A 15396-nucleotide genomic window follows, 5' to 3' on the forward strand; every position below is an offset into this window, starting at 1 on the left:
AATTATCAAGCACTTTGCTTTATCTATCTTAAAAAAATGATAATTCTATTTATTCTACTTTTCTTAGGAATTATAGTAGTACATTATTTTCTCAATAAAAATGAAATTCTATCAAAAGTGTATGTAAAAGCTTTGATTTTCAAACTTTTTTGTGGATTATTATTATATCAACTTCATTTAAGTTTCAATATTCTTCCTGACCTTATTTTTTATGAGCAAGATATACTTAGATTGAGTGATTATTTTTGGAGTGATACTTTAGGGTATTTGATTTTTTTAGTAACAGGAAAACTAAATCCTGCTTGGATGTATACTTTTGCAACAGAAGGTGAAAGAGCATTTTTCTTTGTTCGATATTTGAGTTTTATGAATCTTTTAGCTGCAAAGAATATGTATTTGACTAGTCTTTATAGCTCTCTTATGGCTTTTTTTGGACTTTGGGCTTGTGCAAATCGTTTAGCAAGGTGGTTTATAACCAAAAATGATTCTGATATAAAAATTAAAAAAATAAAATTAGCTCTTTGTATTGGTTTTTTCTTTACTCCTTCGGTTGCTTTCTGGGCATCATCGATGATGAAAGAGAGTTTTCTGTGGCTGATTATGGGATTTTTAATTGCTTTCTTTTTAGATATTTTGAAATTTTTTAAAAAAAAGAATCATAGAATCGTTGGTAAAAATTCTGATAATACAAAAATCAAAACAGAAATAAGTATTTTTACAGGAATTGTTATAAAAACAATTTTATTTTTTGTTCTTATTCTTTGTTTGTTTTTACTCAAATACTATTACTTTGCGCTGCTTGTTCCCTTACTTTTTGCTTTTGGAATAAGTTTCTTTGCTAGAAATTATTTTAATAAATCTATTCGCTTTCAGTTTCTTTTATTTTTAGGAGGTTTTGTTTTTATTGTTGGTCTAGCTTCCAATCTTCATCCAAATTTATGGTTTTCTCGGCTAACAGAAGCTATTTTTATTAACCAACAAAATATTTTAGCTACCTCTGACTTTGAGAGTCAAATAAATTTTACATATAGTTATGATTTTGAACCTACTTATCATAATTATCAAAATGGAGAGTATAAAAACTTCCCCACTTATCTTCAGTTATTTGAGCAAAGTCCAAAAGCACTTTTGGCAGGTTTGTTTTTCCCTTTGGAGATTGATTTTTCTACTTTTGGAGCACCTAAATTTAATTTTTATAGATTAGCTTCTGTTATCGAAAACTGGATTATTTTATTTTTCTTCATTCATACTATTTCTATCAAGAAGTTATTTCATCAAATTCGTTCTTTGGTTTTTCCTCAAAAATCTACTTCTAAAAATAATTCTTTAGCTATTTTATGGCTTCTTGGAATATTTTTTTGTTTGGGAATGGCCACGCTTTTAGCCTTATCTGCTCCTAATTTGGGTGCGCTTGTTCGGTATAAAATAGGATTTCTTCCTTTTTTTATTTTCGGTATTTTTATGCGTTTAGATTAATTTTTTATTAATTTGCCATACCAAAATTAATAGTTAATTATAAATGACTAATTATAAATTAAAAAATACTACTCACACACAATAGTTAATGGTTTATGAATAATTATAAATTTCATCTTTTATAAAAAAATTAAAATTAATATAATTCATTTATCACTTACCATTAATAATTAACAATTCTCTATGTCCACTAACTCAAAAACGCCTACACCTACTCTCTTTCAGTCGCTCATTCCTATTCTTGGCTTAATCGTTTTATTAGTATTTAATGTTCTTATTTTTGGTGATAATGCTACTTCTGGTGCAAATCAAGTAGCTTTACTTTTGGCTGGTGCAATAGCAGGTCTAGTAGCTTGGTATCTCAAAATGAGTTGGACACAAGTAATGGATGGTGTTTTGGAAAGTATTAATTCAGCTATGTCTGCTGTTTTGATTTTATTAATGATTGGCGCATTGGCTGGTACTTGGATGCTTAGTGGAATTGTTCCTGCTCTTATTTATTATGGTTTACAAGTTTTGACACCTACTTTTTTCTTAGTGGCTTCTTGTATTGTTTGTGCTTTAGTATCTCTAGGAACGGGAAGTTCTTGGTCGACGATTGCAACAGTGGGGATTGCTCTTCTAGGGATTGGTGCAGCTCTTGGTTTTGATGAAGGTTTGGTAGCAGGTGCAATTATTTCAGGTGCTTACTTTGGAGATAAAATGTCACCTTTATCAGATACAACAAATCTTGCTCCTGCGATGGCTGGCACTGACCTTTTTACGCATATTCGTTATATGCTTTACACTACTGTACCCTCTTTCTCAATTACATTGATTTTATTTTTGATAATTGGATTAATGAGTGAAAATACAGCTTCTGCAAGCAATGTAAACGAAATTATGAGTGCCATTGAAAATAAATTTTCTATAAGTCCTTTTCTTTTTGCTGTTCCTGTTGCTGTTATTGCATTGATTGTAAGTAAAGTACCTGCTTTACCTTCACTTCTAATTGGAAGTGTTTTGGGAGGTATTTTTGCTATTATTTTTCAACCAGAAATCATTGAACAAGTAGCCAATGTAGCTCCTACTTTGGAAAGTCTGAATAAAGAACCAGAAACAGCTTATAGAAATATGCGAATATTTGCTTTAGAAAATTTTGGAGGTTATACGGCTGTTATGATGGCAATGTTTGGCGATGTAAGCCTTATTACAGACAGTGAAACAGTAAACGGACTTTTGTCTAGTAGTGGAATGAAAGGAATGTTGGGAACAATTTGGTTAATTTTGTGTGCTATGATTTTTGGTGGTGTCATGGATGCTGCTGGAATGCTTGCACGTATTAGCAATGCTGTTATTTCATTGGCTCACTCTACGGGTTCGATGATTGCAGCTACTGTCGGAACTTGTATTGTATTTAACTTAACAGCTTCTGACCAATATTTGGCAGTTGTAGTTCCAGGAAAGATGTATGCAAATGCTTTTCGTAAAAAAGGACTTGCACCTGAAAACCTAAGCCGAACACTAGAAGATTCAGGAACAGTTACATCAGTTTTGATTCCTTGGAATACATGTGGAGCAACACAAGCAGGAGTTTTGAAAGTTGCCACTCTAGATTATGCACCTTATTGTTTCTTTAATATTATTAGCCCTTTTATGAGTATTATTTTTGGTTATGTTGGAATAAAAATCAAAAAAATTAATCCCGAAACAGGAAAAGCTATTAACTAATTTGGAATAAATCATTAAAAGAATTGTCTTTAAATTTTTAAATAAATTCTCAAAACTATTCTCTTTACTAACTTGTTTTTAAAATTCAATATAGAATTTATAGAATTATCATATTTTTTGACTTTCTTTGTTAAAACAAATTCAAAATTCTATATCTTTCAGTTAGTTTTATATCGGCATTTAGCAACGTACTATCCATAAAAAACAATCTATCAATTTAAATAATGAATCAGCTCTGTAATCAGTAGATTTAAACAAATAGCTTTTTTCAACTCGCTTTTTGTATAATAATTTTGATTCAAAAGCATATTCAATACCTTAACAAACGCTTTCTCATTTAGTGTTTGCAGTCAGTAATTTTATGAACGAATATATATTTTTCGCACTCTTTACCGTCTTTATTGTCCTTATTCTTTTAGTTGATTTGGGTGTTTTTTCGAAAGAAAATCATATCATCTCATTCAAAGAAGCTGCTATTTGGAGTGTATTTTGGATATGCTTAGCTCTTGGGTTTTGGCTCTTTTTGGATTATTATGGAGATCTGATTCATGGAGTAGAAAGTTATGATGATGTCAAACGCATTGTAGAAAAATATATTGCAGAAGAAGATAGAGAAGGCATCTTGGTAGAAGGTAATTATGAACTTAGCGTTCAGAATTATAGAGAGAAAATGTCTTTAGATTTCATAACAGGTTATTTATTAGAATATTCACTCTCCGTTGATAATATTTTTGTCATTATTTTGATTTTTAGTTCGTTTGGAGTAGCTGAGAAATATTTCAAAAAAGTGCTATTTTGGGGTATTTTGGGAGCAATATTGATGCGTTTTCTATTTATTTTCTTAGGTGCTACTATTATTCAGCATGCTCATTGGGTTTTATATGTCTTTGGAGCTTTCTTGATTTTTACTGGTGGCAAAATGTTTTATGAATTTATAAAAGGTGAGGAAGAAGAAGAAATTGATACGAATGATAGTTGGATAGTAAAATGGACTTCTAAAGTCTTTAATGTTTATCCTCGTTATGTAGGTTCACATTTTTTCATTCCACTTCCTACCTATGAAGAAGGATTATTGACTAAAAGTATCAATAATAAAAAATTAAAAACTAATGAAAACAGAAAACGTAAAAAGAAAATAACTTGGGCTGTTACTCCACTTTTTATTGTTGTTTTGGTTATCGAATTTACAGATTTGATTTTTGCTGTTGATTCTATTCCTGCTATTTTTGCTGTTACACAAGACCCTTATGTAGTCTTTTTCTCCAATATATTTGCTATTTTAGGTTTGCGTTCAATGTTCTTTTTCTTATCGAATATTATGCACCTTTTCCACTATCTCAAACTCGGTTTGGCTTTCCTACTTACTTATATTGGTCTGAAGATGCTTGCAGGAACTTGGCTCAAAACATTTGGTTTTACTAATGAACATTCCATTTTTATTATCTTGGGAATACTTGCTATTAGTATTTTGGCCTCTATAATTTTTCCTCAAAAAGAAGTTACTACTCCTAGTTCTAAAACAGAAGATAAAAGAAATATGAAAAATGTTAGTTAGATAAAAATATATTCGTTTGTAGTCTGCATTTTTTTAGCATTTAATCAATAAGAAATAGAATAATAAAATATTTTAATATTTATTAATTGGTTCTATTGCTCCTTACATATTCTTGCAATAGATTTTTTTGTACATTTGAAAAACTCAAATTAAAACATTCTATTCTCATTTTATGCGACACGAACCTATAAAAAGTAACCTTTTCGTAAAAAATCGTAAAAAATTTACAAAAGGCTTACTCTCCAATTCAATTGCTATTTTTAACTCAAATGATATTATGCCAACTAGTGCTGATGGCACTATGCCTTTTGTACAGCATTCAGATATTTATTATTTGACAGGAATTGACCAAGAAGAAACCATTTTAGTTCTTTTTCCAGATGCAAAAGAGGAAAAATATAGAGAAGTTCTTTTTGTTAAAGAGACCAATGACCATATTAAAGTTTGGGAAGGAGAAAAGCTCACTAAAGAAGCAGCCACCAAACAATCAGGAATACAAACAGTATTTTGGACAAGTCAATTTTGGTCTATTTTGCAGCAGTTTTTGATTTTCCCTGCTCAAAATGTCTATCTAACCACCAACGAACATACTAGACAAAGTGTTGAAGTAGAAACTCGTGATGACCGTTTTCGTAAAGAAATACAGCATCGCTTTCCTTTGCATACCTATCAAAGAAGCGCACCTATTTTACAAAACATTCGTGCTATAAAGGAAAAAACTGAAATAGAATTGATGCGTCATGCCTGTAGTATTACTGAAAAAGGTTTCCGTCGTTTGCTTTCTTTTGTAAAACCAAATGTGATGGAATATGAGATTGAAGCCGAACTTTTACATGAATTTGTAAGAAATCGTTCTAAAGGTTTTGCTTATGAGCCAATTATTGCAGCAGGAGAAAACTCTTGTGTTTTGCACTATGTTCAGAATGATAATATCTGTAAAAAAGGAGAGATTATTTTGTTAGACATTGGTGCAGAATATGCAGGTTATGCGTCGGATATGTCACGAACAATTCCTGTAAGTGGAAAGTACACAAAACGTCAAAAAGAGGTTTATAATGCTGTTTTGCGTGTTCAGCGTGCTGCCATGAAACTTCTTAATCCTTCAAATACATTAAATGAATACCACAAAGAAGTGGGAAATTTGATGGAAAAAGAATTGATTGGATTAGGGCTTTTAGATAAAAAAGAAGTTAAAAATCAAGATCCAAACAATCCATTGTATAAGCAATACTTTATGCACGGAACAACACACCATTTAGGAATTAATGTTCACGATTATGGTGCTTTTGATAGAAAAATAGAAGCTGGAATGGTCTTTACTGTTGAACCTGGTATCTATATTCCTAAAGAAAAAATTGGTATTCGTCTTGAAAATGATATTGTCATTACAAAAAATGGTTATGATGACTTAATGGGCAATATTCCTATTGAAGTAGAAGAAATTGAAGATTTGATGAATAAAAAATAACAAAAACAAAAAGAGTTAGATAATTTTTTGTCTAACTCTTTTTTTTGAAGTTAATGTGTCGTCCTAACATAGCATTACACAACCAATTTTATTATGGTACATTTATGTTAAAGCCAAACTTTCCCATAACTTTAGTTATGGGTTTCATTGTTAATACTTTAATTAATTTCTATTCCTTAGTTAAGTTCATCCATGAAAATTAATTATTTTAATTCATTAATAATCAATAGGTTAGACTCACACCTTATAAAAAATCAATAAAAAACACTTTTTTTTCAAAGAAAAATTTGTCTATATCAAAAGAAGATACTACCTTTGTATCACCAAAGAAAAACAAGCCTTCTTAGCTCAGCTGGTAGAGCAATTGATTTGTAATCAATAGGTCAACGGTTCGATCCCGTTAGAAGGCTCAGAAAAACCTTTCAATCAAGTTGAAAGGTTTTTTTATGTTTTTTTTTATGAATTATTGTAAAAACAGTCCTATAAATAAAAAGCCTAAAACTTCAGTTTATCACTGAAGCTTTAGGCTTTTTCTATGCTATAAAGAAATATTTTATTGCTTACTAATACCTTCTAAGCAAATTACTAATACCTGCCAAGAGATCATTTATTTCTACGCCTATTCCGTCCAAAACAAGAACAATATAAGAAAAAACATCCATCACTAGAGGCATAAGCAATGATTTTTCTCTGATTTCAGCTTCTTGAAAAAGACCAATATCTATACAAAGAACCATTACAAGACCAATTACAAAACAATATTTGACGAGACTAAAAATAGCTCCTATAAATGAATCAGCAGAACCGAAAAGAGTAAATCGTAGAAATTTTCTACCCAAGTTTCCTAAAAACTCCATCAAAAGAGCTAACAGAATAGTAATAATAAGAAAGGTTAGAAAAGGAGTCGTTGTTTTGGAAAATTTTCCTACTACATCACTTTCTTGAAGAGAGTTAAAACCCAAATATGTACCCGTCATTACCCAATAGACAATAAAAATAAGTATAAATAAAGATAACAGTTCTACAATAATTCCTTTTAGATAGCCTTGATATGCACCAAAACCAAGAAGCAAAAGTAAGATTACGTCTCCAATTTTGAAGGAATAATCCCAAAATGATTTGTCTGCTGCACCGATTTCTAAGAGAAGATTTAACATAGGTAATTGATTATGCTGTAATTAATACTATAATTTTTGTTTTATATAAAGTTACTACAACGAAAAATATAAAATTAAAGTCAAAAAATGCTTACTAAATAGTTTGAAAATTGTGATACACTCGTAAATCTATTGAAAGATAAGCAATTTTACAATAAAAAAGCTATCAAAGTTTTCTAAAAAATAGGTTCAGGTATAGTTTTGTTAGCCTTTTTATGATTTATTTCAGTTTAACGCTATTTATCAAAACAAGTTTTAGAAAAAAAAATACAATTGTAATCCATTTTTCTATATTTTTCTAATGTTGAAAATTTGCACTATAAAAAGTTTTTTGTATCTTTATTAAAGCTGTTATATTTCACATCTTATCGCAACTTTTTAATAAAAGTAGATTATCCTTCCTAATTTCTATACTCCTTATAAAATGAAACTACTATGACAACAATTTTGGAAAAAACAAATCTCTTGGAAAGAATAAAGCAAGATTTAAAACAAACAAATGTAGATATCAGCAATCTGAAACGTAGTATTGAAAATAATACGAGTAAAGATAATCTAAACGACTTTGAGGACATTATGCCTCCAACTGATGATGTAAATGTCAGAGTAGCACAGATGTACCGTGTTCTGTCTTTTTATGGAAATAATGGAAATGAAAAGCCAATTTGGAATGAGTTAAGAAATTGCTTCACTCCTTCTGCTATTATGACAAATAATACATTTGGTGAGCCTATTCGTTTGTCTGTTGATAGATTTATCAGTTTGTTTCGTTCACAAATTCAACAAAATGACTTTCCTCCCTTTTATGTTCGTGAACTCAATTATAAAATTGAACAGTTTGGCAATATTGCACAGCGTTTTGGTGGTTTTGAAATCTGTTATTATGATTCAAATATTGAAAACAAAAAAGGAATGGCAAGCATCGAACTGTTATTTATAAAAGGAGATTGGAAAATTAACTCTATGATTTGGCAAGAAGAAACCGAATATTTTAAATTACCTATTCGTTTTATTCTATAAAAAAAATTATTGGTTATCTTACAATATTTATGAGATATGTTAAAAATTGTCGGTGAGACACCAACAACTTTCAAGAGGAAAATGACTAGATAGAATAATTAATGTCTTTTGAAAATACTCTACTTCCATCTATCCACAAGATTTTACTTTTCATCAAAATAATTTCTTGTGGTTTTTTTATATTTTCACTTATCAAAAAATGAGTTTTCAGATTTCCTTTTTTATCTGTACAAAGTAAATAATTTTCATTTTGCTGTTTTTCATTTTCTACTAAATAACTACAAATCAAATAACTTTCATTTTCTGTATAAAGAATAGAGTTTTGAATATTTTGATTTGTCTTCTTAAACACAAAATTTGAAATATCCTTATAATTTGGATGACTTATTAGATACTCATCAGTAGAATAAAAATACTGTTTTACTTTGGATTTCAGATTATAATATTCTTCTTCAATAACTTCTATTTGTTCTTTATCTGTATTAATTTCTATTTCTAAATTAGGTTTTAGAGGAACAGAATAGTAATTCGATTGTAGAGAAAAAGCTACTTTGGGTTCGTTCTGATTATCTTCTTCTATAACTCCATAATAACTTACTTCTTCCAATTCCCAAATTGTTTCAAAATCTGTATTTAGAGCCTTCAAGCCTTTTGCAAGTGGCATTTCATGTTGAAAATCAATTTCTGATAATAAAATAGTTTCATCAAAAAAAGTAAGAAGTGTTTGAGTAGCTTCCATTTCAGCCATTGCTACAATTTGTTTTTTATAATTGTCCAAGATAAGAAGTTGAGATATATTTTTCTGTTCTTGCTTTTCTCTGATTTCTAAAACTATTAAATCACTTTTTGGATCAGGAAAAACACGCCAAATTTTTTGATTTACTGCTTTTGGTATAAAAGAACATAATCTATTATTTTCATCATATTCTATTTCAACATTTACCATTTATAATTCATCATTTGCAATTCATAATTCATTTTCTAGTTGTCTAATTGTAAACCAAAACGTCGCATAGCTTCATTTATTAAAGGAAACTCTTTAACCAAAACGTCTAGCTTTTCTTGTTCGGATAATGCTTTTACAGGTATTTGCTTTTCTATATGTTGGTCTATAATTTCTATTTGCACAAAATCATTATCCAAATTATTGGCTAAATGAGGATTTAGTGCAATTCTGATAGTAGAAAATTCGGAACGCAATGCAATATTATTGAGTAATTCTACTTTAATAATTGGTGATTTTTCTACTACTAATTTTGCATTGATTAGACTTCCTGCAAAAGCTGAAGGGCTTGATTTGAAAAACTCTTTCCAAACTTTTTGAGCTTTTGCTGTATCAAAACTAGAATTTCGGTCAGCTTGTGAATTGACTACTTTCTTTTCTTCTACTTTACTTTCAACAACTACTTTCTTTTGAATTTTGACATTTGTTGTAACCTTTGGCGTTTTCTTCCAAGGTATATCTTCTGTATTTTTTGCTAAAGCTGGGTTTTGATATGAAGTAGTTGTCTTTGATATAGAATTTTGTTCTTCGGATGGATTTTGAGATTTAGCTAGTCTTTTTTTTTTAAATCTTCCACCAGTTGAGGAATAGAAAGTGCAGCCATTACATGAGAAAGTTTCAAAAGTGTCATTTCTACATGAAGACGCTGATTTTTGCTGTTTTTATATCCCAACTCACAAGCAGAAGCCAAATTAAGAGCCGACATCAAAAATGAAAAAGAAGATGCAGCAGCTTGAGATTTATATTTTTCTTTTATCGATTCAGAAAGTTCTAATAAAGAAACCGTTGCAGCATCTTTTGAAACCAATAAATCACGTAAATGCTCACAAAGACCAACTACAAAATTATGTCCGTCAAACCCTTTTTTCAATATTTCATCAAAAATAAGTAAGGCTTCAGTATGATTTCTACTCAAAAAGGCATCTGTCAATTTAAAGTAATAATCATAATCCAAGACATGCAAATTATCGATAGCACGAACATAAGTTAGCTTTCGGTCAGGTGAAAACGTAACTAGCATATCAAAAATAGAAAGAGCATCACGCAAAGCACCATCAGCTTTTCTTCCGATAAGTTGTAAAGCCTCTTCTTCTGCTTCTACATTTTCTTTGATAGCAATTTTTTCTAAATGACGAGCTACATCATTGGGCTGAATTCTATTAAAATCAAAAATCTGACAACGAGAAAGAATAGTAGGAATGATTTTGTGTTTTTCTGTCGTTGCCAAAATAAAAATAGCATACGAAGGTGGCTCTTCCAAAGTCTTCAAAAAAGCATTAAAGGCTTGATTGGAAAGCATGTGAACCTCATCAATAATATAGACTTTCTTTTTTCCAGCCTGAGGAGGATAACGCACTTGCTCAATTAGATTACGAATATCTTCAACTGAGTTATTCGAAGCTGCATCCAATTCACTAATATTAAGTGAATTACCACTATTAAAAGATTTACATGACGTACACTCATCGCAAGGTTCTGTTTCTGGCGTAATATTCAAACAATTGATTGTCTTTGCCAAAATACGAGAACAAGTTGTTTTACCAACACCACGAGGGCCACAAAACAAAAAAGCCTGTGCAAGTTGGCTTGAGCGAATTGCGTTTTTGAGAGTATCCGTGATGTGAGATTGTCCGACGACAGCATCAAAAGTATCTGGGCGATACTTACGTGCCGAAACTACATAATTTTCCATTCCACGAAGTTACGAAGAAATTTATGTTTTTGATAGTTATTTTTTACTAATTTGGTTAGAAGCTGGTAACTAAAATAGATTTTGATTTTAAAAATTGCTAGTCTTTAATATTTTTGAGATTGTTATACTAAAATGCAAATAAAATTTAATTCTTTCTCAAAAATTTCTGAACTTTACAGATTAAACGCATTGTTACAAAAATAATTTACTGATAACTGTTTACTGGTAACTGATAACTGAACAAATGAAAGAACTTAGCAACACCTACCAACCCACCGAGATAGAAGACAAGTGGTATGAATACTGGCTTGAAAACAAGTTTTTTGAAGCTCAAGTAAATCCTGAAAAAGAATCTTATACTGTCGTTATTCCTCCACCAAATGTTACAGGTGTCCTTCACATGGGACACATGCTCAACAATACCATTCAAGATATTTTGGTGCGTCGTGCCAGAATGCAGGGATTTGAGGCTCTTTGGGTACCAGGGACTGACCACGCATCTATCGCTACGGAGGCTAAAGTAGTTCGTTTGCTTCGTGAACAAGGAATTAAAAAATCTGACCTTACAAGAGAACAGTTTTTGGCTCATGCTTATGAGTGGAAAGACAAATACGGTGGAATCATTCTTGAGCAGCTCAAAAAACTAGGGGCTAGTTGTGATTGGAATCGTACAGGTTTTACAATGGATGAAGGTTATTATAAAGCTGTTATTCGTGTTTTTGTTGATATGTATAAAAAAGGCTATATCTATCGTAGCCTGAGAATGGTAAACTGGGATTGTGAAGCTCAGACAACTATTTCAAATGAAGAAATAATCTATAAAGAAGAAGGCGAAAGAGCATTTTTATATCATACAAAATATGAATTAGAAGACGGAGGAACAATCACAATAGCAACACAAAGACCTGAAACAATTATGGGTGATGTTGCCATTGCTGTAAATCCAACCGATGAGCGTTTCAAACATTTAATAGGTAAAAATGCAATTGTTCCTTTTATTGGTCGTAAAATTCCAATTATTGGAGATGAGTATGTAGAAATAGATTTTGGAACAGGATTATTGAAAGTTACGCCTGCACACGATCCAAATGACTACGAAATCGGACAAAGACATAATTTACCAGTTATTGATACAATTAATGACGATGGAACTTTAAACGATAAATGTGAAATGCCAGAAATGGTAGGAAAAGACCGTTTTGAGGTTCGTAAATTGATTACAAAGAAATTAGAAGAAGCAGGTTTATTAGTAGAAAAAGAAGAAGTTGTTTCAAGAATCGGTCGTTCTGAACGCACAGGAAGCGTTGTTGAGCCAAAATTATCGTTGCAATGGTTTATCAAAATGAAAGAAATTTCTGCGACGGCTTTAGAAGTTGTTGAGAAAGATGAAATCATTTTACACCCTGCAAAATTCAAAAATACATACCGTCATTGGATGGAAAATGTAAGAGATTGGTGTATTTCTCGTCAGCTTTGGTGGGGACATCAAATTCCTGCTTATTTCTATGGAGATGGAGATGATGATTTTGTTGTAGCCGAAACTAAGGAAGAAGCTCTGCAATTGATCAAAGAAAAAACAGGAAAAGAAGTAACTGAAAATGATATTCGTCAAGACGATGATGTTTTGGATACGTGGGCTTCTTCTTGGCTTTGGCCTATCGCTGTTTTTGATGGATTTAATGATGAATGTTTTGATAAAGAAACAGGAAAAATTGATTTATCTAAAAATAAAGAATTAGACTTTTTCTATCCTACACAAGTTTTGGTAACTGCGCCTGAGATTCTTTTCTTTTGGGTAGCCCGAATGATAATTGCAGGTTACGAATATACAGGCAAACGTCCGTTTAAAGATGTTTATTTGACAGGAATTGTACGAGATAAGCAAGGTAGAAAAATGTCTAAGTCATTAGGAAATTCGCCTGACCCATTAGATTTAATCAAACAGTATGGTGCTGATGGGGTTCGTGTAGGAATGCTTTTCTCTTCTCCAGCAGGAAATGATTTGCCTTTTGATGAGAAATTATGCTTTCAAGGAAGTAAATTTTCTAATAAAATATGGAATGCTTTCTTACTTTTGAAGTCCCTTGAACAAACAAGTGATGCTATTCCACAAGGAAATCAAGTGGCGATAAATTGGTTTGAAGCAAAACTAAATCAGTCTTTGACAGAAATTGAGAATCATTATAAAGAATATCGTATTTCTGATGCGCTTTTGGGGGTTTATAAATTGATTTGGGACGAATTCTGCTCTAATTATTTAGAAATGATAAAGCCTGCCTACGGTTCTCCAATTGATAAAGGAACATACAATAAAACAATTGAGTTTTTCGAAACACTCATGAAAATTTTACATCCTTTTATGCCATTTATCACAGAAGAGCTTTGGCATTTATTAAATGAAAGAGGAGAAAAAGAAGCGATTATAGTTGCAGAATATCCAAAAGTAAAAGAATTTGATGCTGCTATTTTAGAAAAAACAGAACAGATTTTTGAAATAGTTTCTCAGGTTGGAAAGGTTAGAAATGCTAAAAATATTTCTCCTAAAGAAAAGCTAGATTTATTTGTAAAAACGTCTAATGCTGCTTTTTATGATGAATATCTTTCTCTGATTCAGAAATTAGCAGGAGTTGATAAAATCAATTTTACAGACGAAAAGCCAAATCCAGCTATGAGTTTTGTAGTAAAAGGAGATGAGTTTTCTGTTCCAGTTCAGATTAATGTAGAAGAAGAACGTCAAAACTTAGAGAAAGAAATCAAATATACAAAAGGCTTTTTGGTAAGTGTTGATAAAAAACTTTCAAATGAGCGTTTTGTAAATAATGCCAAACCTGATATTATTGAAAAAGAACGTCAAAAGAAAGCTGACGCAGAAGCCAAAATTAAAGCTTTGGAAGAAGCTTTGTTAAGTTTGGTTTAATTGATTAATAATATATACGAACAGTTTATTCATTTTATAAACTGTTCGTATAAATCTACAACAATTTATTTATGTTAGCATTCAATTTATATGGATTGTACAGTTTATTGTATGAATTATTCGCTCTACTTTTGCCGTTTTATGGCATAGGATTTATTGTTTCTATCATATCTCTAATTGATATTTTAAAAAATAAATTTGAAAATAATGATAAATTAATTTGGGTTATTGTGGTGTTAGGGAGTAATTTTTTATTTGTTTTTAATATTGTTGCAAATATTTTGTATTTCGAAATAGGACGTAAACAAAAAATATAGTAATTTCTTTTCTACTTTTTATTTATTCAAAAGCCATTCAAACATTCCTTCAAAAGCCTTTTCTCTAACTATTTTTGAAGATAAAAATATATCGTGCATCGCATTTTCTACTTCTAATAAAGTAACTTTATCACCTAGTTTTGCACCTCTTTGTTTTATATCTTCTATATCCAAAACAATATCTTTTTGCATAGCTTCTTCTGAAAACTTGGAAAGTTTGGTAGAAGCAGAAGAGTGCATAACCAAAACAGGAACTTGAATAGCTGAGTGTTTTTGTAATCTTTCGTGTGCCTCATCAATTGCCAAAACCCATTTGAAATAAGTAGGAAAGCCTTTTGTATATTTCCATTTCAAATTAAAATCCCATTCTCCTTTAAAATCTTTGTGAATACTTTGTACATAAACAGGCGAAAGCATATTATTGATATACGTATAATCTAAAAATAAAGTAAGCATATTACAAGCAGCTAAAGTAGCATTCTTTTTAAACTCAGAATCATAGAAATCTAAAAAAGGAGAGTTCAGGATAAGACCACTTATTTTATTTTTTTCTTCTCCAAAATTGGCATAATTAGACGCTGTAAGTCCTCCTGTAGAGTGTCCAAATAGATAAATAGGCGACTGATTTTTTTCGTAAATCTGATTAATTGCCATTGTTATTTCCTCAAAATATTCTGTAATAGATTTACAATAGTTTTCTCTTTGGTGAGGAAGCCACGAACGCCCATATTTACGAAGGTCTAGCGCATAAAAATCAAACCCATTTTCAATAAACTTTTCAGCTACATGGGGATGAAAAAAATAATCAATATAACCATGAATATAAATTACACTTTTTCTATTTCCTGTGTTGGCATTACAAGAAACAAGTGTAGCAATTACTTTTCCTTCATAATCATCTTCTAAATTTAAAATTTGGGTAGTAAAGTCTTTTTCTAAGTTCATTTTTTTATAGCTAGTTTTTTGTTTTTTTTGCAAAATACGAAAAAGATTGATTTAAGTGTATCGTTTTAAATTTTGACTTTATAGGATAATAAGAATTATTATATTTGTCCTTCAAACCAATTTTTAAAACTAAAA

Annotated in this window: 12 protein-coding genes and 1 tRNA gene; 8 read left to right on the top strand and 5 right to left on the bottom strand. The window is 30.5% G+C overall.

Features of this window, described 5'->3' with window-relative positions:
* Positions 1–36: 36 nt before the first annotated feature.
* The 5 genes from V9L04_RS20810 to V9L04_RS20830 all read left to right on the top strand — a co-directional run bounded on the left by V9L04_RS20810 (position 37) and on the right by V9L04_RS20830 (position 6619).
* Entirely contained in the window at positions 37–1476 is a 1440-nt protein-coding gene (locus tag V9L04_RS20810; RefSeq protein WP_338791860.1) for a hypothetical protein, read from the top strand.
* A gap of 183 nt (positions 1477–1659) precedes the next feature.
* A complete protein-coding gene (gene nhaC, locus V9L04_RS20815; RefSeq protein ID WP_338791861.1) occupies positions 1660–3186 on the top strand; it encodes a Na+/H+ antiporter NhaC in 1527 nt (508 codons plus the stop codon).
* Positions 3187–3547: 361 nt separating this feature from the next.
* Complete coding sequence (locus V9L04_RS20820) at positions 3548–4741, top strand: TerC/Alx family metal homeostasis membrane protein (protein ID WP_338791862.1); 1194 nt, start codon at positions 3548–3550, stop codon at positions 4739–4741.
* Positions 4742–4913: 172 nt separating this feature from the next.
* A complete protein-coding gene (locus tag V9L04_RS20825) occupies positions 4914–6209 on the top strand; it encodes an aminopeptidase P family protein (protein ID WP_338791863.1) in 1296 nt (431 codons plus the stop codon).
* 337 nt (positions 6210–6546) lie between these two features.
* Positions 6547–6619 (top strand) — tRNA-Thr (locus V9L04_RS20830).
* A 153-nt stretch (positions 6620–6772) separates the two neighbouring features.
* On the opposite strand, the gene V9L04_RS20835 is transcribed toward V9L04_RS20830, so the two are convergent.
* Complete coding sequence (locus V9L04_RS20835) at positions 6773–7366, bottom strand: CvpA family protein (protein ID WP_338791864.1); 594 nt, start codon at positions 7364–7366, stop codon at positions 6773–6775.
* Positions 7367–7801: 435 nt separating this feature from the next.
* On the opposite strand from V9L04_RS20835, the gene V9L04_RS20840 reads away from it, so the two are divergent.
* A complete protein-coding gene (locus V9L04_RS20840) occupies positions 7802–8386 on the top strand; it encodes a hypothetical protein (protein WP_338791865.1) in 585 nt (194 codons plus the stop codon).
* A gap of 85 nt (positions 8387–8471) precedes the next feature.
* Here the strand turns inward: V9L04_RS20840 and V9L04_RS20845 are convergent, their stop codons facing one another.
* From V9L04_RS20845 to V9L04_RS20855, 3 genes are all read right to left on the bottom strand, one after another.
* A complete protein-coding gene (locus V9L04_RS20845; protein WP_338791866.1) occupies positions 8472–9332 on the bottom strand; it encodes a hypothetical protein in 861 nt (286 codons plus the stop codon).
* A gap of 35 nt (positions 9333–9367) precedes the next feature.
* Positions 9368–9586, bottom strand: coding sequence for a hypothetical protein (locus V9L04_RS20850; RefSeq protein WP_338791867.1), 219 nt, complete (start codon positions 9584–9586; stop codon positions 9368–9370).
* Between the two features lie 353 nt (positions 9587–9939).
* On the bottom strand, positions 9940–11082 hold the full coding sequence (locus tag V9L04_RS20855; protein WP_338791868.1) for a DNA polymerase III subunit gamma/tau: 1143 nt from the start codon (positions 11080–11082) through the stop codon (positions 9940–9942).
* Positions 11083–11326: 244 nt separating this feature from the next.
* Between V9L04_RS20855 and V9L04_RS20860 the strand changes: the two genes are divergently transcribed.
* Both V9L04_RS20860 and V9L04_RS20865 read left to right on the top strand, forming a co-directional pair.
* Complete coding sequence (locus tag V9L04_RS20860; protein ID WP_338791869.1) at positions 11327–13999, top strand: valine--tRNA ligase; 2673 nt, start codon at positions 11327–11329, stop codon at positions 13997–13999.
* 71 nt (positions 14000–14070) lie between these two features.
* A complete protein-coding gene (locus V9L04_RS20865) occupies positions 14071–14316 on the top strand; it encodes a hypothetical protein (RefSeq protein ID WP_338791870.1) in 246 nt (81 codons plus the stop codon).
* 18 nt (positions 14317–14334) lie between these two features.
* Here V9L04_RS20865 and V9L04_RS20870 read toward each other — a convergent pair whose 3' ends face one another.
* A complete protein-coding gene (locus tag V9L04_RS20870; RefSeq protein WP_338791871.1) occupies positions 14335–15261 on the bottom strand; it encodes an alpha/beta hydrolase in 927 nt (308 codons plus the stop codon).
* Positions 15262–15396: the final 135 nt, after the last annotated feature.

The organism is Bernardetia sp. MNP-M8, from assembly GCF_037126285.1.
Taxonomy (GTDB): domain Bacteria; phylum Bacteroidota; class Bacteroidia; order Cytophagales; family Bernardetiaceae; genus Bernardetia.

Excerpts from the sequence above, each read along its gene's own strand:
- V9L04_RS20845 (WP_338791866.1), bottom strand. The coding sequence starts at position 9,332 with ATGGTAAATGTTGAAATAGAATATGATGAAAATAATAGATTATGTTCT.
- V9L04_RS20855 (WP_338791868.1), bottom strand. The coding sequence starts at position 11,082 with ATGGAAAATTATGTAGTTTCGGCACGTAAGTATCGCCCAGATACTTTT.
- V9L04_RS20825 (WP_338791863.1), top strand. The coding sequence starts at position 4,914 with ATGCGACACGAACCTATAAAAAGTAACCTTTTCGTAAAAAATCGTAAA.
- V9L04_RS20840 (WP_338791865.1), top strand. The coding sequence starts at position 7,802 with ATGACAACAATTTTGGAAAAAACAAATCTCTTGGAAAGAATAAAGCAA.
- V9L04_RS20835 (WP_338791864.1), bottom strand. The coding sequence starts at position 7,366 with ATGTTAAATCTTCTCTTAGAAATCGGTGCAGCAGACAAATCATTTTGG.
- nhaC (WP_338791861.1), top strand. The coding sequence starts at position 1,660 with ATGTCCACTAACTCAAAAACGCCTACACCTACTCTCTTTCAGTCGCTC.
- V9L04_RS20865 (WP_338791870.1), top strand. The coding sequence starts at position 14,071 with ATGTTAGCATTCAATTTATATGGATTGTACAGTTTATTGTATGAATTA.
- V9L04_RS20870 (WP_338791871.1), bottom strand. The coding sequence starts at position 15,261 with ATGAACTTAGAAAAAGACTTTACTACCCAAATTTTAAATTTAGAAGAT.
- V9L04_RS20810 (WP_338791860.1), top strand. The coding sequence starts at position 37 with ATGATAATTCTATTTATTCTACTTTTCTTAGGAATTATAGTAGTACAT.
- V9L04_RS20860 (WP_338791869.1), top strand. The coding sequence starts at position 11,327 with ATGAAAGAACTTAGCAACACCTACCAACCCACCGAGATAGAAGACAAG.
- V9L04_RS20820 (WP_338791862.1), top strand. The coding sequence starts at position 3,548 with ATGAACGAATATATATTTTTCGCACTCTTTACCGTCTTTATTGTCCTT.